Consider the following 19650-nt stretch of genomic DNA (forward strand, 5'->3'; position numbering starts at 1 on the left):
CCGCGTCCCGTGCCAGTTGGAGGGAACCAGCCAACCCACCCCACCGCTCCCTCCGGTGGTGGGGGTCGGAGGCACGAGCTCTGAACCTGACCTCCTATTCGGTGCGCAGGGCCGTGGCGGTTCGGGCCCTGGCGGCCCAGCCGGCGGGCAGGAGCGCACCAAGGGTGGCGATGAGCAGGCCGCCGAGTGCGAGCGGGAGCAGTTCGGCCCCGTGGTAGACGGCGATGACGGAACTGGGGAGGCGGAGCCCCACGCTGTCGCCCATCGCGGGGATGACCCAGCCGTGCAGGGCTACGCCGAGCGGCACGCCCAGAGCGCCGGCGACCAGTCCGGTCACGACGACCGAGGTGAGGACCATCGCGATGGTCTGCCGGGGAGTCATGCCGAGCGCCTTGTGGACGCCGATCTCCCGGACGCGCTCGCGGGTGTCGAGCAGCACGCCGTTGAGCACGCCGAGCGCGGCGACGGCGACGAGCATCAGCGTGAGGGTCGCGGACAGCGCGTTGAGTGTGACGACCATGTCGCTGCCGGAGTCGAGCCCGCCGACCCGAGCGGTGACCCCCAGCGGTGCCAGGTCCTCGTTCAGCGCGTCGACGTAATCGGAGACGTCGGTGCCTGACGTGACCGCGATGTGATGACTCGTTTCCGTCAGGTCGGGATGCGCGGCCGTGAGGGTCGAGGCGTCGGTGAAGACCTGCATGCCGTCCTTGCGGGGGTCGAGGACCTCGCCGACGATCCGGACCGTGACCGGCTCGGCCAGGCCGTTCAGTGTGACGGTGCCGCCGATGTGGGTGCCGGTGGCGGCCAGGAAGGGGGTCGGGACCACGGCCTCGCCGGGCTTGTCGATCCAGCGGCCCGAGACCATCGTGTAGCCGCCCCAGGAGGCGTCGCCGGTGAAGGCGATCACGTCGATGGTGCCGGTCAGGCCGGACACGGCCGCCCGTACCGTCGCGGCGCTGTAGTACTTCCCGGTTCCGGCGCTGACCTCGATGGCCGCGGCGACTGCAGCGGGATCGGCCTTGGGCTGCCGCTCGGGGCCAGGGCCTTGGGGGCCGAAGCCCGGCAAGGGCGCGGGCGCGACGACATCGGCGGCGTTGTGGGCCCTGGCCTTCATCACCTCGCCGAGCGAGGCGCCTATCCCCACGGTGAACGTGACGGCGATGGCGCCGAACAGGACTGCCGTGCCCATGGCCAGCGCGCGGGCGGGCCGCGCGAAGGGCCGGACCAGGCCCAGGGCGACCGGCTGCGGCAACGGCAGCCGTCCGGCCAGGCGGGCCGCCCACCGGCCGCGCCCCGCCGAAGCGGTACGCCCGACGGCGAGCGCGTCGACCGTACGCAGCCGGCCGGCCCGCAAGGCACTCGCCCACGCGGTCGCCGCCACCAGGCCGAGCACCCCGGCGATCACCGCCAGGTCGACCCAGGGGGCGATGGCCAGGGACGAGGTGCCGTAGACCTCCTGGGTCTCGGCCAGTACGGGAACGGCGAGCAAGTGGCCGGCGAGGACACCGAGGGCCGTGCCGACGGCGGCCGGGATCAGCGCCTGGCCGACGTAGGCACGTACGACCTGGGCCGGGGTGAAGCCGATGGCCTTGAGGATGCCGATGCGGCGCGTTCCCGCGCCGACGGCCGACGCGACGACGTTGCCGACGATGAGCACCGACATGACCAGGCCGAGGGCTCCGAACGCGACGAGGAACGGGACATAGAGGGCGGTGTCGCGCTCGGTGGTCTTCTTGACGGTGAGCCAGGACTGTTCGCCGACGGCCGCTCCCGGCGGCAGGGCTTCCGTCACGGCCTTGCGGCCCGCGGTGATCTGCGCGGCGGTGTCGGCGTCGGTGAAGCGGTAGAGCATCTGGTGGCCGCCGCTGCCGGGCGCGGTGAGCGCCGTCATCTGGGACGGGACCACCCAAGCGTCGGCGGTCTGCGTGACTGAGCGGGCCACACCGACCACCGTCAGCGTCGCGTTGCCGGGCAGATCGGGGAAGGCGATCTTCATGCCCATGGTCGGGAAGAGCGCGGATCCGGCGGACAGCACGACTTCGCCGGGGTGCGTGGGCCACCGCCCGTCGAGCAGCGTCACCTCGTCCACGCCTCGACCGGGATCGCCCCGACCGACCACGGTCATCGGCCACCCGGGGTTGGCCCCGTCCGACCGCGGGGTGACCGTCGCCGTACGGAACGGCCCGGCTGCGATGCTCACCCGTTCGGCGTCCTTGGACTTCGACAGCTGCGCGGCACTCACTTCGCCCGCGTCGAACTGGACGGACAGATGCGCGCCGTGCTGCTTGGCGAAGGCGTCGTCGAAGGGCGCGCCGGAAACCACGAGCAGCGATCCGCCGAGGACGGAGGCGGCCACCGCCATCATCGTGGCGAGCCCGATCACCAGCGTCTGCACCCGGCGTCGTCTCACCCCCGAGCGCACCACCTTACCGAGCGCGCTCATCGGACGATCTCCGAGGCGACGGCCTGCGACCCGGCGTCGTCGGTGATCCGGCCGTCGGCGATCCGGACCGTACGGTTCGTGCAGGACCGGGCCAAAGCCAGGTCGTGGGTGACCACGACGATGGTCTGGCCCTCGGCATTGAGGCCGGTGAGCAGCCTGCTGACGTCCTGTCCGGCGGCCGTGTCCAGGGCCCCGGTCGGCTCGTCGGCCAAGAGCAGCGGCGGCCGGTTCATCAACGCCCGGGCCACCGCGACGCGCTGCCGCTCGCCGCCGGACAGCCGCCCCGGGTAGGCGCGGGCGTGCCGGTCGATGCCGAGGGTTTCCAGGAGTTCCGCCGCCCGGCGATCTGCCTCGCCACGTGCCATGCCCGCGAGTCGTGCGGGCAGGACGACATTGTCGGTGACGGTCAGATCGTCGAGCAGGTTGAAGAACTGGAAGACCATGCCGACCTTCGACCGCCGGTAGAGCGCCGATCCGGCCTCGCCCAGGCGGTCCACCCGCACTCCGTCCACGGTGACGGTCCCCGCATCGGGCCGATCGAGACCCGCGATCAGATTGAGCAGTGTGGACTTGCCGCTGCCGGAAGGGCCGAGGATTGCGACGGCCTCGCCGGGCTGCACGGTCAGCGACGCGTCGTGCAGGGCGGGCGGGCCGTCGTCGTAGCGGCGGCTTACCTCGCGTAGTTCGATCACCGGCGTGGTCATGAAAGGGCTCCTTCGATGCGGGCATCAGACTCCTTGGACGCTAGGAGCGCGCCCGGCCGCTGCGCGTCACCCGCCCAAACCCTTTGCCGTACCGCATCGGGATGAGCTGACGGAACGTCATCCTTGCGATGTAGGCGCCCGATGTATGCGAGGCGCCGGGAACGACCACTGAGGCGGACTCCGAGGGTTCAGGCGGCGGCGACAATGAACCGGTGATGAACGTACGTACGACGCTGGAGCGGCTGCGGGTCCCGGCCCGCGAGGCGGTCCGCGACGCCAGACTCCCGACCGGTCCACCGCTGCGGCTAAGCCGTCGGGCCTGGCAGTTCGACGTACTGGTGGCGCTGGCGCTCGGCATCACCACCGTCTACTACGGCATCGACAACGCGAACAACATCGTGGTGCGTGAGATCGCACCCGGCGTGGAGCACGTCGTGCCGCGCCCGTCCGGCCCCGGCGGCATGGCCTCCATGGTGACCCTCGCGGTCATCGCCTCGGGTGCCCTGGCGCTGCGCCGCCGCTACCCGCTCGCCGTGTTGTGCATCGTGACGGCCGCGGTACTGGCGACACCGCAGAGCGTTCTACGGCTGACGTTCTACGCGTTCGTGATCGCCGTCTACAGCGCCGCCGTGTACAGCCCTTACCGGGTGGCGACCCTGGCGGCGCTGCCGGTATCGGTCCTGCTGGTCGGCACCTCGGGGAACTCGGTGACACCGATCGTCCCCAACCAGTACATCGCCCTGCTGATCCTGGTCCCGATGGCAGGAGCCGCCCTCGGGCTGCGCACCTGGAAACTCCGGACCGACGAAGGCCGCACCCGGCTGTCCGATCTGGAACGCGAACAGGCCGAGGCGCTGCGCCGGGCCATCGAGCACGAGCGGGCCAGGATCGCCCGCGAACTGCACGACGTCGTCACGCACAACGTCAGCGTAATGATCATCCAGGCGGGCGCCGCCCGCAAGATCATGAAGACCTCCCCCGAGCAGGCCGGCGAGGCGCTGCTCGCCGTCGAGGCGGGCGGGCGGGCGGCCATGACCGAACTGCGCCACGTCATGGGACTGCTCACCATGGCCGACGAGGGCGAGGGGACGGACGGAGGTACAGACCTGGCCGATACGGCGGCGGAGCTGGCCCCGCAGCCCGGCCTGGACCAGCTGGAAACGCTGGTCGGACGGGTCCGGGGCACCGGACTGCCCGTCGGCCTGACCGTGACCGGCCCACCGTGTCCCCTGCCGCCCGGCGTCGAACTCGCCGCCTACCGCGTGGTCCAGGAAGCCCTGACCAACACGGTGAAGCACGCGTCCGGCGCCACCGCCGCCGTGACCGTCGAATACGCCCCGGACCGGCTCCGGGTGGAAGTCACCGACACCGGTGGACACGCGGGCGCGGGCGCGGCCGCCGGAAACGGCCGGGGCCTGATCGGCCTGCGCGAGCGCCTCGCCGTCTACGACGGAAGCCTGAACATCGGCCGACGCCTGACCGGCGGGTACCGTGTGGAAGCGCTGATCCCCTTGGAGACACCGTGACCGAGCCGCTGCGTGTGCTCCTCGCCGACGACCAGACCCTGGTCCGTACCGGATTCCGCTTGATCCTCGGCGCCGACGGCATTGACGTCGTCGCCGAGGCGACCAACGGAGCCGAAGCGGTCGAAGCGGTCCGCCGCACACGTCCCGACGTGGTCCTGATGGACGTCCGGATGCCCGAGATGGACGGCCTTGAGGCCACCCGCCGCATCCTCACCGGCGCCCCCGGCGAACCCCGTGTCATCATCCTGACCACCTTCGACCTCGACCGGTACGTCTACGCGGCGCTGTCCGCCGGGGCCAGCGGCTTCCTCCTCAAGGACGTCACCCCCGAGTACCTGGCCGCGGCCGTCCGCACGGTCCGTACCGGCGACGCTCTCCTGGCGCCGGCCATCACCCGCCGCCTCGTGCAGCGGTTCGCCCAGCGTGGCAGCGACACCGTCGCTCTCCACCGCGACCTCGCCTCGCTCACCCCGCGCGAACTGGAGGTCCTCGGCCTGCTGGCCCGAGGACTGAGCAACGCCGAACTCGCCACCCGCCTCCACCTGGCCGAGGCGACCGTCAAGACGCACGTCGCCCGCATCCTCGCCAAGCTCGGACTCCGTGACCGTGTCCAGGCCGTCATTGTCGCCTACGAGACAGGGCTGGTCAGCGCCGGCGCACGCGAGGCAGCCCAGCAGTCCACCGAGCAGACGTAGACCGAAGCCGAGACTTGGGATCAGCAGCCGGAACCTGCGCCTGTCCCGGTAGTTAAGTGCGGGGAACCTTCTGTCCCGAGCGGACGACGACCCGGCTGGTGAAGCCCGTCGGCAGTTGGATGCCGTTGGTGTACGCGGCCTGGAGCGCACCGAACGGGCCGGGGCCGAGCTGGGCGGGGGCGGCGTGGGCCGCACCGAGCCACAGGCTGCCGCCGAAGGCGGTCGCGGAGGCGCTGATGATCGCTTCGCGTAGGAAGGTACGGCGTTCCACGATGAACTCCTCTGAGGTGTCAGGGGCCGCCGCAAGCGGTTGCTGATCATCATGGCCATCGACAATTCTCATGCCTGGTACGGCTGGCCGGCTGCCGCCGAGACAGGACACCTCGCCCCTTGGTGGCACACACCTTCACAAGACACAGAGCGCCGCTGTCGGGGCAGCGGTGGTGAGCGGCCAGGCGACCTCCGAGCAGTTCATGCGTAACCCGACACCGAGCTCACTTTCAACAAGCTGAACTTGACAGGGAAGAGCTGGCGTTCCCGCCGGGCGTCTCGATGTTCGCCACGGCCCGGCCCTGAACGCCCGGATGTTCGGCGTCGCGGCCGCCGCTCCCACCCTCGGGGGCGGCCACGACCGCGACCGCCGCGTTCAACATCGGCAACACCTGCGGCCACTTGCTCGGCGGCGACGTCATCAACGCGGGCCTGGGCTACGCGGCGAGAGCCTGGGTCGGCGCCGCCCTCGCCGCAGCCACCCTCTCGCTCCGCCTCTACCGCGCACGTGAGCGCACAGGCGAAGACGCCGACCCCGGACCGCAGCCCGGCCCAGACGGAGTAGCCAGGGCTCGGCTGGGGGTCCAAGCGCGCCCGGAGGTTCAAGCCCCAGGCGCTCCCGGCTCGCGCAGCCCAGGTCAGGACCGCCGCCAGTACGGCCAGGGCCGCGCCGAGCCACATCACCGCCGCCACGCCCCAGCCGTCCCCCGCGGGCCACCGAACAGAGCGGCCAGCGCGATCGCCGCATTGAAGACCGACGCGAACAGTTCCGAGCCCCTCGAGGTCCTCCGGCGCCGCCGTCATCACGCACGTCTGGCTCGTCACCGACACACCCCGCGCCTCGCACGTGAGGTCTGGGACTACGAGCGCTAGCCGGGCACCGCGTCTGGGAAGGAGCGCGCGGCACCAACGGCCGTACGTACCCGTATGGGCAGCGCTACCGATACACCCGCTCGGAGCTTCCCGCGGCTGCACGTAGTTCTGGCGGGCAAGGCGGCTTCCTCGCCGGATCGTGCCGGTCGTAGCCCAGATGGTCGGTCATCTCGCCCTCGAGAGCGGACTCCAGAAGCCGCTTCGTCAGCTGCTGCAGCAGCCCGCCCTCACCGGTCAGCTGCAGGCCATCCGCCTGTGCCCGGGCCACGAGCTCGTTCAGGAACCGGTCATCGACAGCCGCCGTCGCGGCCCCCGCCTTGGACGGCTTGGCTATGTTCTCACTGGTCACAGGTGCAATCTCCAAGATCGGAGTTACACCGTTCCTTTTACAGTCCCGATACGAGTGCGGATCTGTCAGCTGATCGCGCCCCCGATCGCTGCAGCGACGTCCGGGTGGGCGAGATACTCCTCGATGTTGTGTGCCCGGTCTCGCGCGTTCGCGACGGCCAGATCGGTCAGCTTGCCCCAAGCGTTTTCCAGCGGGCAACCGATGGCGACCGCGTCGGTCGGGCACCAGGCATTGACCCAATGGCGCACCTTCTCGGGACGTTTGGGTCCAGGGACGAGCAGTCGGCTGTAGACCGTGTCCATCCCCAGCGGGCTGCCGGCGGTGACGAGCAGGGAGACGTCCATCCCGTCCGGGAGCCGGTTGGCGATGAGGTCCATGCCGACGACGGTGCCGAGGCTGTGGGTGACCAGTACGAGTTCACCGTCGGGCGGCAAGGTTTCGACCACGCAGTCCAGGACGTCCTTACGGACCTTCGGATCGCTGAGGTACATGTCGACGTCCCGGAAAATGGTGGCGATGGCCAACGCGTCCACGTCGGTCTTGGCCGCCAGCCAGCTGAGCGCCCGCTGCACGGCTCCTACCAGCGTGCTCCCGAGCCCCTCAGTGGCCACCTGGCCGTCCTGCGGCATGCCAGCCCTCACCGCTGCCTCCACGATCAGCTGCTCGTACGCTCCTGTGGTGGACTCGGCGGCGAATGCCTCTGCGGCCGACGCGGCTGTCACTTCTTCGAACGAGCCGGGGATGGCTTCACGGTGTCCGACGGCCTCGTTGAGCCGGTCGCCGTAGTACGGGAACCAGACGTCCGCCGGGTCGATGGAAGCGATCCCCGCGCGGGTGAGTCCATGGTTCAGTCCCCCGGTCCAGCCGCGGCGGAGCACCTCGGGGTCCAACCCCTGCTGGCGGCGACCGTGCAGGAAGACCAGGCGCCGCTTGCCGAAGGCGTTGCTCGCGACGCGCAGCCCCTTCCGGGCCACGGCCTCACGCATGGAGCTGACGACTGCGGGCGGTGCCTCCTCCGGGCCGGGGATGATGTCTTGTTGGAGGCCGGAATCCGGGCCCATTTCGGCCAGCAGCGCACGCCGCGCGGGGCCGAGGTCCAGCGCGGCGAGATGCTTGAGGATCGAGCTGGTGCGGGCGCCCTCGTTCAGGACGTAGTCGATGGCGTCATCACCGTCCGCACGCCGCCAGATCTGGCCGTCCTTGCGCAGCACGCGACCTTGAGCATCTGTCTTGGGCACACCGCTGTGGTGCAGTGCCACGACTTCCCACTGGTCGTTGAAGACTGGAGAACCCGAGTTGCCGGGCTCAGTGTCGGTTTTGTAGTGGAGAAAGTCGTCCAGCCGTACCTGGAGGGCGTTGTCTCGGAGGGCGATCTCCTTGAGGCGGCCGCTGGGGTGGCCGATGACGTTCACCGGTTCGCCGACGACCAGTTTGCCGAGCTGGATGCTGAGCCGGTTCCAGCCGAAGACATCGCCCGGGAGGCGGCCGTCGGCACCGGGGGTGACCGCTACCAGCGCGTAGTCGAGCCGCTCATCCGCCGAGAAGAAGGTGCCGGGGTCGAGTTCGAGCCGGATCGCGGCGTCGGGGGTGTTCTCGATGGTGACCTGGGCGTTGAACTCCAGGAAGCAGCGCTGGGCGAACGCCTCGTCGGGAAGTACATGGTGGTTGGTCATCAGCAACCGCGGTGACACCAGAAAGCCGGTGCCGTGTGGCAGCTCACGGCCGTTGTGACGGATCGAGATCCGGGCGATGGTGCTGGCCGCCCGGGCCCCCCGCGGCAGGAAGCTCCATGCCTGCAGGTCCTTGGAGATGCCGATGATGCGCTCGCGGGTGTCAGGCACGTCCAGGGCCTCGGCACGGATGCCCGCCACTGCAGCCGCGGGCGGCACCCCGCCCCGGTCGAGGAGTCGTTCGGCGCGGGCGGTGATCGCCTCAGGCGAGTCCGGAAACTTCACCCCCGCGTCCAGCTGCTCCTCGATGGCATGCCGCTGTGCACTCGTGTCGTGATACCTCTGCGCCGCCGCCGTAACCTGCCGTTCCAGCTCTTCGCGTGCTCTTTCCGTCGCCGGCATGTCATCCACCTGTTCTGGTCGTTGGCTGGCTTCCTTCCAGAAGGCAGACATGAGGGCCGTTGCGCAACAAGAGCGGGTACAACACAATTGCCAATCAGAAGATCGAACGGCCTATGACGTACCGAAATCGCGGGCCCATGCCAGGCCGGGGGGACTCCCGTGCCCAGTGCGGAGCAGTGGGCCGACGGGGTGAGCTCACAGAACGGGTCGGCGAGGTACGGCTGCAGCTCGGTGAGTGCAGCGCGGCCGCGACGGTGAGGGAAGGCCGCACGACAGACGACCTCGATCCCCGGCGCCTCGCCAGCCATGTGGCCGGGATGGACGCTTCACGGTCGGCCCGCAGATCCACTGGCCGACGGGTCTCGACGTCGACCAGTACGGTGCCGAACGACCTTTTGCGCGTCGCATACTCATCGACACCGACCACCTCGGGGCCGGAACGTCCCGGTCGGAAAGCGCGCCCGTTCCACTGACCATGCCGCCGGGTCAGCTCCGGGATCTGCTCGACAAAGGTCGGCCATTCGAACAAGGCGTTTGCCTCACGAATTCAGGGCACCGGGCGGAGGCGGTTCCCGTTGCCGCGATCCAGCGGCTGCGGGAGTTGTGGATGGGCTTGTCGGCACGGCTCAAAGAGAAGCGCGTCGGTGAGTACGACGTCCACTTTCGGGCGGAGCTTGGGTGTCGCGGACGCCGGCGAAGTCGACGGGGGTCCCCGGTCCAACCTGGCTTCCGCGGCCGACGACTCCATGTCGCGCGGTGGAAGCTTCGAGCACGGCCCTGTCGCCTGCCGCCGTCGGGCGTCTCGAGATCACCGTGGCCGACGCCGCCCATGCATTCGACGACGTGGACAGCGACACGATCGGACGCCTCAGCATCGCGTTCACGCCACAGGCCTGACCGGATCACCCCCGACGGCTCGAAGGCCTCATCCCGTGGACGTGAGCGGCTCCGATGAATGCTGAACTACTCGTAGCGGCAATACAGTCGCACAATACCCTCATTCGGACCATACTGGACTGTGAGCTTCCAATGTCGGCACGCTCGCGCCTCGAGCCGAGCAGCCCATCCATTGTCAGAGCGGTCGGGGGGACTGTTTCGAATGTGATGCGAAAGGATGCGCCATGGAACTCGAATCTCTCCCGGATGACGTCGTCGCGGCGATCGAAGTGCGGGATCGTTGGAGGCGCGCATCGGCCAGCGGTGGCCTGGAGTTCCTCGTCACCGACATCGCGCGGTGGACACCCGGTTCGACCGTGCGGGTCGCGTTTCTCGACGGGGACGAACAGCTGCACGCGGACATCGCAGGAGCGACGGCGCAGATCACCGACGCCTGCAACCTGAAACTCGACTTCGGCCACGATGAGGCGACCGGAACATTCCGGCGATGGACCACGGCCGATACCGCCTTCGCCGCCGATATCCGAGTCAGCTTCGACATGCAAGGCTACTTCTCCCTGGTCGGCACCGACAGCACGGATCGCACCATCGGTGTGGGAGGCGGCCCGGTCGGGGGCAATTCCGGCCAGCGCAGCCTGAACCTCGGGCGCTACGCGGTGAACAGGCCCGCCCAGTGGGAGGGCACCGTGCGTCACGAGTTCCTGCACGCACTGGCATTCCACCACTCCCACCAGAACATGCGCGGCACCTGCGAGGGCCAGTTCCGTTGGGATGACGAAGCCGGGTACGTTCCCACACAAGATGCGGACGGCGTCTTCGTGGCGGACGCTCAAGGTCGGCGCCCCGGCATTTACACGTACCTCGCGGGTGAGCCGAACCGATGGCCGCGCGCGAAGGTGGATCACAACCTTCGCACCGAGGATGACCCGGATGTCGTCGCCGGGCCTTTCGACCCACGATCCGTGATGCTGTACCGGTTCCCGTCGTTCTTCTACAAGTCCACCCCGAGCAGTTGCGCGCCGACCGGCAATGGGCAGAACCTGTCGGACGGCGACAGGCGCGGGCTCAACCTGCTGTACCCGCACACCGCGGATGAGGTGGCGGACCTTCAGTCCAGGGCCGACACGGTCCTGCGGTCGATCGGGGCCGGCGCCGAGGGGCTTCCCAGTTCGGACGGCGGCAACCTGGTCGAGGCGTACCGCAGCCGGGTCGGGGCGCTGGTCGCCGCACAGGCCGCGGGCGCCGACTGAGCCGAGCAGGGGAAGCCATGTCTGCCGGCACCACCTGCGAGCGGCTCCTCAGCGGGTCGCCGAACGGAGGACTCGAGCGAGCCGCCGGGCGGGGGCGCCGAGACCACCGGCCCCGAACGCCTGATCACGCAGCTGTCCGGCGAGATCGGGTGGCTTGAGGCGCGTATCGGCAAGCGAGCCGATCCGGCGGCGCTGGAGCGGCTGATGCGCGGCGCCGAACACGCGCTGCAGGAGGTCGTCGACCACGGCGCCGATGCTCGGCTCGACGCCGCGGTGGCGAGCAATGTGCGCACGCTGGTGGCCAGGTTGCCGATGGCCGGGGTGCGGACGGTGACGAAAGCCGAGTGGTACGCGAGGCGCTCCCCGCGGCTGCGCGTGGGGGCGCCGGGCTCGGGCGGGGCGGGAGGTGGGCTGGTGGCGAACTGGTGGCAGCCTTGCCAGGTGGTCACCCGCCAGGACGCTTCCCCCGCGTCCGCGACAGCACCCGCTGCAAGTCCACCGTCCAGCAGTTCGACGGCGCCGTCGCGCTGCTTACCGTCACGGGCGAAATCGATTTCAGCACTGCCCCGGACCTGCGCGACCGCGCCCTGGAAGTGAGCCGGCAGGGCAGCCGGCATCTGATCCTGGACCTGGCGCCCGTCGGCTTCTGCGGCTCGTCAGGCCTCAACGCACTGATCGGCATCCTGCGCTGCACCAAGGAAACAGGCGGGTCTCTTGTCCTCGCCGCGGTGCCCGACCGGCTGATCCGGCTCTTGGACCTGACCGGCGTCAGCCAGCTGATGCCCGCTCATGCGGACGCCGCCGTGGTCATGAGCGCACACTGTGCGACCCACGGCCCGGCGGCGGGTTCGTCGTCGGGTCGGCACCTTCGAGCCGCTGCCGACCCGGAGGGAGTTCCGGATGTACCGGAGGCTTGCGGCGTGCTGTGAGCGGGCCCCCGGTGGTGCTGCCCCGCCAGGTCCGGCCGGACAGTCAGGGAAACATGCCCGCGTGGAGCTTGGCGATCGTGCGGGTGAGGTGGCGGGAGACCTGCATCTGGGAGACGCCGAGGTCGGCGCCGATCTGGGACTGGGTCAGCTCCTGCCCGAAGCGCATCTCGAGGAGGCGGCGCTCCCGGGCGTCGAGCTGGTTCAGGAGGGGAGCCAGTGTGTGCAGGTTTTCCACCGTTTCGATGGCGGGGTCCGGCTCGCCCAGCACGTCGGTCGACGGTACGCGCCGAGTCGCCCTGGCCGTTGTCACCACCGTCGGTGGGTGTTTCCAGGAGCCCGCCATGTAGCCGTTGGAGGCGACGATGCCCTCGATGATCTCGTCCTCGCTCAAGTCCAGGTGCTCGGCGAGTTCCTTGACGGTCGGCTCGCGGCCGAGGTCCAGCGCCAGACGCTCTTTGACCTTGGCGAGCTCGACGCGCAGTTCCTGAAGGCGCCGGGGAACGTGAACGGCCCACGTGGTGTCGCGGAAGAAGCGCTTGATCTCGCCGACGATGTACGGCAGGGCGAAGCTGGTGAACTCGACCTCGCGCGAGAGGTCGAACCGGTCGATGGCCTTGATCAGGCCGATGGTGCCGACCTGGATGATGTCTTCCATCTCGCCGCTGCCGCGGTTGCGGTTGCGGAACCGGCGCGCGGCGAAGTGGACCAGAGAAAGGTTCATCGCGACAAGGGTGTTGCGTGCGTACTGGTATTCGTGAGTGCCCTCTTCAAGGACCTGGAGCTGCCCGAAGAACAGCTTCGACAGTGCTCGAGCGTCCTTCGGGGCAACCTTCCCCGGGTCCTCGATCCAAGGCAGCTCCTCGACACCGGCCGGTGAGCCGACCGGAGATGGGGCTGCGGCCTCCATCTGATCGGTGTCGGCGGCCTGTGCGGAAGTCGCTCCCATGTTCCTGTCCTCCCTGTTGGAGCTTGTTCCCAGGAGGGTGCGTTCCCGACCTTTAGGTTGTATTCGTGTCATCAGGCAAGAGTCACCGGCTGTCGCCGACGATCTGGGCCACCGCCTCTTCCCAGGGGGCGCATCCGATGCCGTCGGTCCAGGCGGTGAGCCCCGAGCGGTCGACGCAGAGAATCCCGCACTGCTCGGCGTACTCGGCGGCGGGCTGGGTGAACTCGCCGGTGGTCACCACGGCCGCGACATGGGCCTCGTGGACCGCGAAGCACGTACCGCCGAAGCGCTGAACGTCCTGGGAGCCGACTTTGTTCATGGGACCGTAGCGCTTGCACTGGATTACGATGCGCCGTCCGTCGGGCGTGGTGGCCACGACATCGGCGCCGAGATCCCCGGCTCCGCCGACGACTTGGACGTCCCTGCAGCCGTCTCGCTCGCACAGTGCGGCGATGGCCTGCTCGAAGTCCGCCGGTTCCATGGCTGCGTAGTCCGTGGAGGTGAAAGTCTCGACGGTGGCGTCGGCCTCGACGGCCCGGTACGTGGCGTCGACTACGGCATCGGCGACGCGGGCCGCACCGTGGCGCCTGCGCACGCTCCGCAGCGCCGCCGCCGCGGCGACCGCTACGACGACTGTCGCCACGGCAACCGCCGGGCGGTTGCCGGCCGCTCGTAGGGCCAGCTTCAGAGTGAGGCCCGCACCGCAGAGAATGATGGCGACGAGTCCGAAGCACAGGACCGTCTGCCGGAGGCTGAAGGCCGCTTTCCGCTTCCCGCGTCCCAGCCTGCGCATGGATATGGTCATATGCGGAGTTCACCCCTGGATACGTCAGCGTCTAGATCATTCATGACTACCGTCTGCCCCGGCCCGCCCGATTAAACAGCCGGGCAATACGACCGGGCTCTGGAGACAAGGGACTTGGTGAGGGGATTGGGTGAGGGGTTTGGCGGGAGAACCGCAGCGGCATCCGCCATGGACCCCGTACCCTTAAAACCCGACGATCCGAGTTCGGCTAAGGACACTCATGGGCGTGGGCGTGATCAGCTCCGGACAGATGTGCGAGAGCGATTGCTGACGCCGTGATCGGCCGCAGCTGGCGTATCACCCGAGGGTCGGGCGCGTTCGCCCAGGCCCGTGATCTCGCGCGGGAAACGCTGGAGTCGTGGAGCTGGCCGCCCGAACCCATCGAAGTCGAGGTCGATCAGGTGCGTGCGATCCGGGCCGACGATGAAGTGTGCGTCACCCAGACCTTCGGCGAGAGCGCAACCGTGATCAGCGACGGCACGACACAATACGTCTTCTACATGGCCGAGTCCTTCAAGGCTCCCAACTGGGCCGCCGACGAGCTCGTCTTCCATCTCGACCTCCCCTTCGGCGACGTCGAGGCCGCCGAGAACCGCCTCCTCGGTCTCGGTGCCACCAAGCCCGCCCACCAACCCGGCGTCAAGCACTGGACCGTACTGCTCGACCCCTCCGGCCAGCCCTTCTGCATCAGCGCCGCCGGGCCCAAGGACTGGTACACCCGCAAGCCCGAGCGCCGCGCCCAGCGCGCTGGCGCTGGTCGCGCGGCGGGGGCTGCGTGGGGCCCGGCGGGGGTGTGGCGCGGCGGGAGCGGCGCGAGTTGAGGTGGTGGCGCTGGCGGCGGTGGTGCTTGCGTCGGCGCTGCTGACGGCGGTGCTGGTGCCGGTGCGCTGACGCGTGCCTGCGGGGCTGTTTTCCCCTACCCGCCCCTCCCCGGCCCCGGACGCCCTTGGGGGTGCCCCCGGACGAAGTCTGGGGGAGTGTCCTCAAAGCCGGACGGGCTACAAATTCAGCCCGTCCGGCTTTGCGGACGAGGTGCGCCAGGACGCCGCCTAGAAACCGCTCCTGAGCGCCTCAATCGCACCGGGGGCCTTTACCGCCTCCTCCGCCCCCTCGCCGCAGAACTCCGCCTCCAGGACCGCTCCACTGTCACCGGCCCAGTCCCCATTGAAGTTCAGCGCGAGGGAGTGGCTCGCATCCCGCGTCGTAACCGCCTCCGACGACGAGCCGTGTATGCCGCCGCTGTGGCCCCAGATCTCCTTGCCGCAGGACAGCTTCTGCTGGACCAGACCCAGCCCGTAGCGGATATGCGGCGCCCCATCTCCGACCGATACCGTGGTCGTCATCTCCTTCAGCTGCCGCTCAGGGAGCAGATCGCCCTTCATCAGCACCCGGTAGAAGCGCTGCAGATCAGCGGAGTTGGACACCATCTCGCCCGCCGCCCCGGCCATCGACGGGTTGAGTTCCGTGACGTCGTGGATCTTCGCCTTCGGGTCCCTGGACAGCTTCGAGTACGCCCGTCCGCCGGGCTTCGGCATTGTCGCGCGGGTGCCGGGGAGCGAGGTGGCGCGCAGCGCCAGAGGGCTCACGATGCGGCGCTCGATCTCGTGCGCGTACGAACGGCCCGTCACCTTCCCGATGACCATTCCGGCGAGGACGTAGTTGGTGTTGGAGTAGTGCCAGCCCTTGCCGGGCGCGAAGTCCGGCTTGTGGCTCATGGCGATCGACACCAACTGCTCCGGCGTCCACGTGTCGTAGCGGTGCTTGAAGAAACCGGGGCCGAAAACCTTTTCTCCCAGGCCGGGGTCCTCCGTGTAGCTGTAGACACCGCTCGTGTGGTTGAGGAGCTGTCGCAGCGTGATCCGGCGGCCGTCGTGACCGTTGCCGCGCACCACGCCAGGCAGCCACTTGTCGACACTGTCGTCCAGGCTCAGCCTGCCCTCGGCCTCCAACTGGAGGACCACGGTGGCGACGAAGGTCTTGGTGATGGAGCCGACGCGGTAACGGTCCTGGCCGTGCCGCTCGCGTCCGGTCCTGCGGTCCGCGACACCGGCGGTTCCGGTCCAGGGGCCGTTGCCGTCCCGCACCTGGGTCACCACCCCCGGCACCCCGTCCTTCACCGCGGCCTCGATCGCCTCCTGGGTCCTGTCGTGCGTGGTCGGTGCGCTGCTCGCCGCGGCGGCCGGCGCGAAGGCGGTGGTGGCGACAGCTGCGGCCACCACCGCCGCGGTGAGTCCGGTCAGTCCGGTGCGGAGCTTGCGTACGGGCAGTGCTGACATCCGATTTCTCCTGTCTCCGACTGCGGTCGGCGGACAGGACTCCGTACGGACAGAGGCAGTTGCTCGCGGCCGTGGCGGTTGAGCGAGATCCGGCCGATTTCACTCCGGTCGCGCGGGGCTATGACGCTGAGCGGTCAACCACTAGGCGGAGGCCGGGAGTTCAGGCCGGGCAGTCCGTCACGGTCCCTGTCGGTCGCGAAGCGCTCCCGCGATGCTCCTGTGCGCCTCCCGGGCGAGGCGAGGATCGCGTCCCACTCGTCCGTCGGCGTAGGGGCCGGTCCGCCGGGGGCCGGGTTGAGGAAGTCGGGCGCGTAGCCAGTGTGCGGGATCAGCTCGCAGAGCCATCCCCGGCCCTCGCCGCTATCGATGACGGACCCACCGCTGCGGGGCTTGGCGCCATCGAAACCGATGTCAGCTACAACGCGGTCACCCAGGTGCTCAGCTTCGACCTGCCGCTTGCCATCCGCGAGGCTTCAGGACTGCCGGCGGTCAGTGACGGGCAGGACGCGCCTTTGACTGTTGCGTCAGGCTTTGTGAGGGCTACGTAGGTCGAGGCTGACGACGGATGCACCGGCGCGTCGTGAGTGGGCATGAGCACGGCCTACAGGGCCGGCCCCATGCGGCATCGAGGTCGACAACTGCCATGAGACTGCCGAGGAGATCGGGGACAAGCCGGAGAAGTACGCGCGCTTCTTCAAGCGGACGATGAAGGACACCGACGGCAAGGAGCGCCCCATGTGGCGCACCCGCTGGACGGTCCCTGCCGGCCGGCCCGGCGACGTGCCGCACCCGCCCGTGCTGCTGGTGTTCAACCACATTGGCGACCGCAACCCCAACCGCACCATCCCGCGCCTGATCGAACTCACCCGCCACTTGTGGCAGGGAGAGCGGCAGCGCGGTGGCCACCACCTCTACGACGACAAGACCCCGATCATCGCGACCGGACTGCGCGACCGCCGCGAGCACGACAGGCACGATGACCGTCCGGTCACGGGCGGCCGTCTGCTGTGTCGTACTGCTGCGCCGTGTAGCCGCCGACAAGCGCGTCGGCGCCGCTCACCGCGTGCACTTTCTCGCGCAGCCGTTCAGTCGTGTCCTTCGCGGCGTCACTGTCGGCGGCCGCCTCGAGGGTGGCGTCGATGCGCAACCGGCCGTCCACGACGAGCGGTTCGCCGTCGTCCGGCCGACCGGACGACGAAACGGCAGCGACCGACGCGACACCCTCGGTGCTCCTCGCGGCGGCCGTCACCTCTGCGGCCCGCTCCGAGTCCGCGATGATCACTGCCGGGTTCCCGAGCCCGCCTGGAAGTGCTTGCCGAGGCTTTCCTGAGCGGTGATCGACGGGGCGTCGTTGACGAAGACCCACGCCGCGGCCCGCGGTCGACCAGTGCGGCGGACGACCGCCGGGTGATGCACCTGCACTACGCCGAGGCGGCCAAGAAGGTGCCCGGGACTACTTCGCCCCCTCGCCCGCGGCACCGACGCCGCACGTGGCCGTTTCACACCCGACGAGCGGACGGTGGTCGTCCGTTTCCTCGCCGAGACGAACCGGTAGCTCTCTCTCCTGCGCCGGTAGGGCACCGCGCGAATCGGCCTCTCCGAGGTGCCGAACTGGTCGCGGAGCCGGCCAACTTGAGGCCCAGCCGCCGGGACCCTCGCCTCGCGTCCCGCGCACTGCAAGGGATTCCCCTCTTACTCCGCGGCCGGGCTGTCTGACATCTTGCGTCAACCCCCTACACGTTTCGTCCCCGGCGGCCCCATCGGCGTGCCGGGACTCGGAGGACGCATTGAGACGTCACATATTCAGCCGGCTCCAGGCCCCCGCGGTCGCCGCCGTAGCCCTGGGAGCCACGCTGGCCCTCGCGGCCCCCGCCGCGGCCGTAGCCGCGGAGCCTCAGGCCGCCGCCGCTTGGGCCGCCGGTACACGCGCCCATCTCGTGATCACTGCCCCCGGGGACACCAGCGCCGTACGGACGGCCGTTGCCAGCAACGGCGGCTCGGTCTTCGCCTCGTACGACGAGATCGGCGTGATCGTCGCGCACTCGGCCTCGGGCGGCTTCGCCTCGGCCATGAGGGGCGTCGCAGGAGTGCAGCAGGTCGGCGCGACGCGCACCTCGGACGTTCCTGCCGACGCGTACAACCCCGCGCTGCCGGCCAACCCGACCCAGTCGTCCACCACGCTCACGGAGAGCCTGAACCGCTGGGACATGACCCAGATCAAGGCGGACCAGGCCTGGGCCGTGACGACCGGCTCGGCGTCGGTCAAGGTCGGCGTACTCGACACGGGCGTGGACGACCAGCATCAGGACATCGCCCCCAACTTCAACGCCGCCGACTCCGTCTCGTGCGCCTACGGCAAGGCGGACACCCGCGCTGGAGCCTGGCGTGATGTCGGCACGCACGGCACGCACGTCGCCGGCACGATCGCGGCCGCCAAGAACAGCAAGGGGGTCGTCGGGGTGGCGCCGGGGGTCAAGGTCTCCTCGGTCCGCATCGCCGAGCCGGGCAGCAGCCTGTTCTTCGCGGAGAACACGATCTGCGGCTTCATGTGGGCCGGTGACCACGGATTCAAGGTCACCAACAACAGCTACTACACCGACCCGTGGCAGTTCAACTGCCCGGACAACGCCGACCAGGCGGCCATCATCGAGGGTGTCAAGCGCGCCCAGGAGTACGCGGAGCGGAAGGGTTCGCTCCAGGTCGCCGCGGCCGGCAACTCCAACCTCGACCTGGCGAACAAGACGGTCGACACGGAGAGCCCGAACGACTCCACGCCTGTCACCCGGACGATCACGAACGCCTGCCTCGACATCCCGACCGAGCTGCCGGGCGTCGTGACCGTCGCCGCGATGGGCAAGGGCAATGTGAAGGCGTCGTACTCCAACTTCGGCAACGGTGTCATCGACATCGCCGCTCCGGGCGGTGACGGTACGTCAGGCGTCTACTCGACCCTGCCGGGCGGCAAGTACGGCAACATGAACGGTACGTCGATGGCCTCCCCGCACGTCGCGGGTGTCGCCGCGCTCCTGGCGAGCATCAACCCGACCGCCACCCCGGCCGACCTCCGCTCCAAGCTGGGTGTCCAGGCGACCGACACCGCCTGCCCGTCGGACAGCCGGTGCACGGGTACGGTCACCAAGAACGGCTTCTTCGGCGAGGGACAGACCGACGCGCTCCAGGCCGTCGGCAGCACGCCCCCCACCCCGGGCTCGTACTTCGAGAACACCGCGGACGTCACGATCGCGGACAACGCGACCGTCGACAGCCCCCTCACCGTCGCGGGGGTGACCGGCAACGCGCCGGCCACCCTCAAGGTGGGCGTGGACATCAAGCACACGTACCGCGGCGATCTGGTCGTCTCACTCGTCGCACCGGACGGGACGGTGTACCTCCTGGAGGACTTCGCCAACAGTGACGGCACGGACAACGTGGCCAAGACGTACACGGTGAACGCCTCCTCCGAAGCCGCCAACGGCACCTGGAAGCTCCGTGTCCGCGACATCGCGTCCCAGGACACCGGCAGGATCGACGCCTGGAATCTGACCTTCTGATTCCACCACCCACCCACCCACCCACCCACCCACACACCGCACCGTTGCGCGCCCCGCACGCCCG

Annotated in this window: 14 protein-coding genes and 4 pseudogenes; 8 read left to right on the plus strand and 10 right to left on the minus strand. The window is 69.5% G+C overall.

Translation table 11 applies throughout. From position 1 onward, the window contains the following. Window positions 1-94: 94 nt before the first annotated feature. Window positions 95-2443 (minus strand): FtsX-like permease family protein, encoded by a 2349-nt coding sequence (locus ABZX79_RS12160; RefSeq protein WP_355254881.1) that lies wholly within the window; start codon window positions 2441-2443, stop codon window positions 95-97. Next, entirely contained in the window at window positions 2440-3147 is a 708-nt protein-coding gene (locus ABZX79_RS12165; protein ID WP_355254883.1) for an ABC transporter ATP-binding protein, read from the minus strand. The genes ABZX79_RS12160 and ABZX79_RS12165 overlap by 4 nt, the downstream gene beginning before the upstream one ends. A 215-nt stretch (window positions 3148-3362) precedes the next feature. Between ABZX79_RS12165 and ABZX79_RS12170 the strand changes: the two genes are divergently transcribed. Both ABZX79_RS12170 and ABZX79_RS12175 read left to right on the plus strand, forming a co-directional pair. Next, the gene (locus ABZX79_RS12170; RefSeq protein ID WP_355254885.1) at window positions 3363-4673 is read left to right on the plus strand and encodes a histidine kinase; all 1311 of its coding nucleotides are present in this window, start codon (window positions 3363-3365) and stop codon (window positions 4671-4673) included. Then, window positions 4670-5368 carry a response regulator transcription factor gene (locus tag ABZX79_RS12175; protein ID WP_355254887.1) on the plus strand — a complete coding sequence of 233 codons (699 nt, stop codon included), beginning with the start codon at window positions 4670-4672 and terminating at the stop codon, window positions 5366-5368. The genes ABZX79_RS12170 and ABZX79_RS12175 overlap by 4 nt, the downstream gene beginning before the upstream one ends. A gap of 61 nt (window positions 5369-5429) precedes the next feature. Here the strand turns inward: ABZX79_RS12175 and ABZX79_RS12180 are convergent. Then, window positions 5430-5639: pseudogene (locus ABZX79_RS12180) on the minus strand (translocation protein TolB); the annotation flags it as partial. A 295-nt stretch (window positions 5640-5934) separates the two neighbouring features. Here ABZX79_RS12180 and ABZX79_RS12185 point away from each other — a divergent pair. Continuing rightward, window positions 5935-6142, plus strand: a pseudogene (locus ABZX79_RS12185) (Cmx/CmrA family chloramphenicol efflux MFS transporter); the annotation flags it as partial. A gap of 502 nt (window positions 6143-6644) precedes the next feature. Here the strand turns inward: ABZX79_RS12185 and ABZX79_RS12190 are convergent. Continuing rightward, window positions 6645-6791: pseudogene (locus tag ABZX79_RS12190) on the minus strand (IS256 family transposase); the annotation flags it as partial. 134 nt (window positions 6792-6925) lie between these two features. Continuing rightward, window positions 6926-8932 (minus strand): serine protease, encoded by a 2007-nt coding sequence (locus ABZX79_RS12195; protein WP_355254889.1) that lies wholly within the window; start codon window positions 8930-8932, stop codon window positions 6926-6928. A gap of 756 nt (window positions 8933-9688) precedes the next feature. Between ABZX79_RS12195 and ABZX79_RS12200 the strand changes: the two genes are divergently transcribed. Both ABZX79_RS12200 and ABZX79_RS12205 read left to right on the plus strand, forming a co-directional pair. Next, window positions 9689-9829, plus strand: coding sequence for a hypothetical protein (locus ABZX79_RS12200; RefSeq protein WP_355254891.1), 141 nt, complete (start codon window positions 9689-9691; stop codon window positions 9827-9829). 224 nt (window positions 9830-10053) lie between these two features. Next, window positions 10054-11079 (plus strand): hypothetical protein, encoded by a 1026-nt coding sequence (locus tag ABZX79_RS12205; RefSeq protein WP_355254893.1) that lies wholly within the window; start codon window positions 10054-10056, stop codon window positions 11077-11079. 48 nt (window positions 11080-11127) lie between these two features. On the opposite strand, the gene ABZX79_RS12210 is transcribed toward ABZX79_RS12205, so the two are convergent. Beyond that, window positions 11128-11325, minus strand: coding sequence for a hypothetical protein (locus tag ABZX79_RS12210; protein WP_355254895.1), 198 nt, complete (start codon window positions 11323-11325; stop codon window positions 11128-11130). A 179-nt stretch (window positions 11326-11504) separates the two neighbouring features. Here ABZX79_RS12210 and ABZX79_RS12215 point away from each other — a divergent pair, with 179 nt between their 5' ends. After that, entirely contained in the window at window positions 11505-12008 is a 504-nt protein-coding gene (locus tag ABZX79_RS12215; protein ID WP_355254897.1) for an STAS domain-containing protein, read from the plus strand. 43 nt (window positions 12009-12051) lie between these two features. On the opposite strand, the gene ABZX79_RS12220 is transcribed toward ABZX79_RS12215, so the two are convergent. Beyond that, window positions 12052-12915, minus strand: a complete 864-nt coding sequence (locus ABZX79_RS12220) for a SigB/SigF/SigG family RNA polymerase sigma factor (RefSeq protein ID WP_355254932.1) — start codon at window positions 12913-12915, stop codon at window positions 12052-12054. Between the two features lie 121 nt (window positions 12916-13036). After that, window positions 13037-13759, minus strand: a complete 723-nt coding sequence (locus ABZX79_RS12225; protein ID WP_355254899.1) for a restriction endonuclease — start codon at window positions 13757-13759, stop codon at window positions 13037-13039. Window positions 13760-14034: 275 nt separating this feature from the next. On the opposite strand from ABZX79_RS12225, the gene ABZX79_RS12230 reads away from it, so the two are divergent. Beyond that, the gene (locus ABZX79_RS12230; protein ID WP_355254901.1) at window positions 14035-14580 is read left to right on the plus strand and encodes a VOC family protein; all 546 of its coding nucleotides are present in this window, start codon (window positions 14035-14037) and stop codon (window positions 14578-14580) included. A 228-nt stretch (window positions 14581-14808) separates the two neighbouring features. On the opposite strand, the gene ABZX79_RS12235 is transcribed toward ABZX79_RS12230, so the two are convergent. Then, complete coding sequence (locus ABZX79_RS12235) at window positions 14809-16035, minus strand: serine hydrolase domain-containing protein (RefSeq protein WP_355254903.1); 1227 nt, start codon at window positions 16033-16035, stop codon at window positions 14809-14811. A gap of 951 nt (window positions 16036-16986) precedes the next feature. Beyond that, window positions 16987-17397, minus strand: a pseudogene (locus ABZX79_RS12240) (hypothetical protein); the annotation flags it as partial. A 425-nt stretch (window positions 17398-17822) separates the two neighbouring features. Here ABZX79_RS12240 and ABZX79_RS12245 point away from each other — a divergent pair. Next, window positions 17823-19586, plus strand: a complete 1764-nt coding sequence (locus tag ABZX79_RS12245; protein WP_355254905.1) for a S8 family serine peptidase — start codon at window positions 17823-17825, stop codon at window positions 19584-19586. Window positions 19587-19650: the final 64 nt, after the last annotated feature.

The organism is Streptomyces sp. NPDC002994 (genome assembly GCF_040611155.1).
Taxonomy (GTDB): Bacteria; Actinomycetota; Actinomycetes; order Streptomycetales; family Streptomycetaceae; genus Streptomyces.

Bases quoted from the DNA above. Each gene is read 5' to 3' on its own strand.
- ABZX79_RS12160 (WP_355254881.1), bottom strand. From the start codon at position 2,443: ATGAGCGCGCTCGGTAAGGTGGTGCGCTCGGGGGTGAGACGACGCCGG.
- ABZX79_RS12165 (WP_355254883.1), bottom strand. From the start codon at position 3,147: ATGACCACGCCGGTGATCGAACTACGCGAGGTAAGCCGCCGCTACGAC.
- ABZX79_RS12170 (WP_355254885.1), top strand. From the start codon at position 3,363: ATGAACGTACGTACGACGCTGGAGCGGCTGCGGGTCCCGGCCCGCGAG.
- ABZX79_RS12195 (WP_355254889.1), bottom strand. From the start codon at position 8,932: ATGCCGGCGACGGAAAGAGCACGCGAAGAGCTGGAACGGCAGGTTACG.
- ABZX79_RS12205 (WP_355254893.1), top strand. From the start codon at position 10,054: ATGGAACTCGAATCTCTCCCGGATGACGTCGTCGCGGCGATCGAAGTG.
- ABZX79_RS12220 (WP_355254932.1), bottom strand. From the start codon at position 12,915: ATGGAGGCCGCAGCCCCATCTCCGGTCGGCTCACCGGCCGGTGTCGAG.
- ABZX79_RS12225 (WP_355254899.1), bottom strand. From the start codon at position 13,759: ATGACCATATCCATGCGCAGGCTGGGACGCGGGAAGCGGAAAGCGGCC.
- ABZX79_RS12235 (WP_355254903.1), bottom strand. From the start codon at position 16,035: ATGTCAGCACTGCCCGTACGCAAGCTCCGCACCGGACTGACCGGACTC.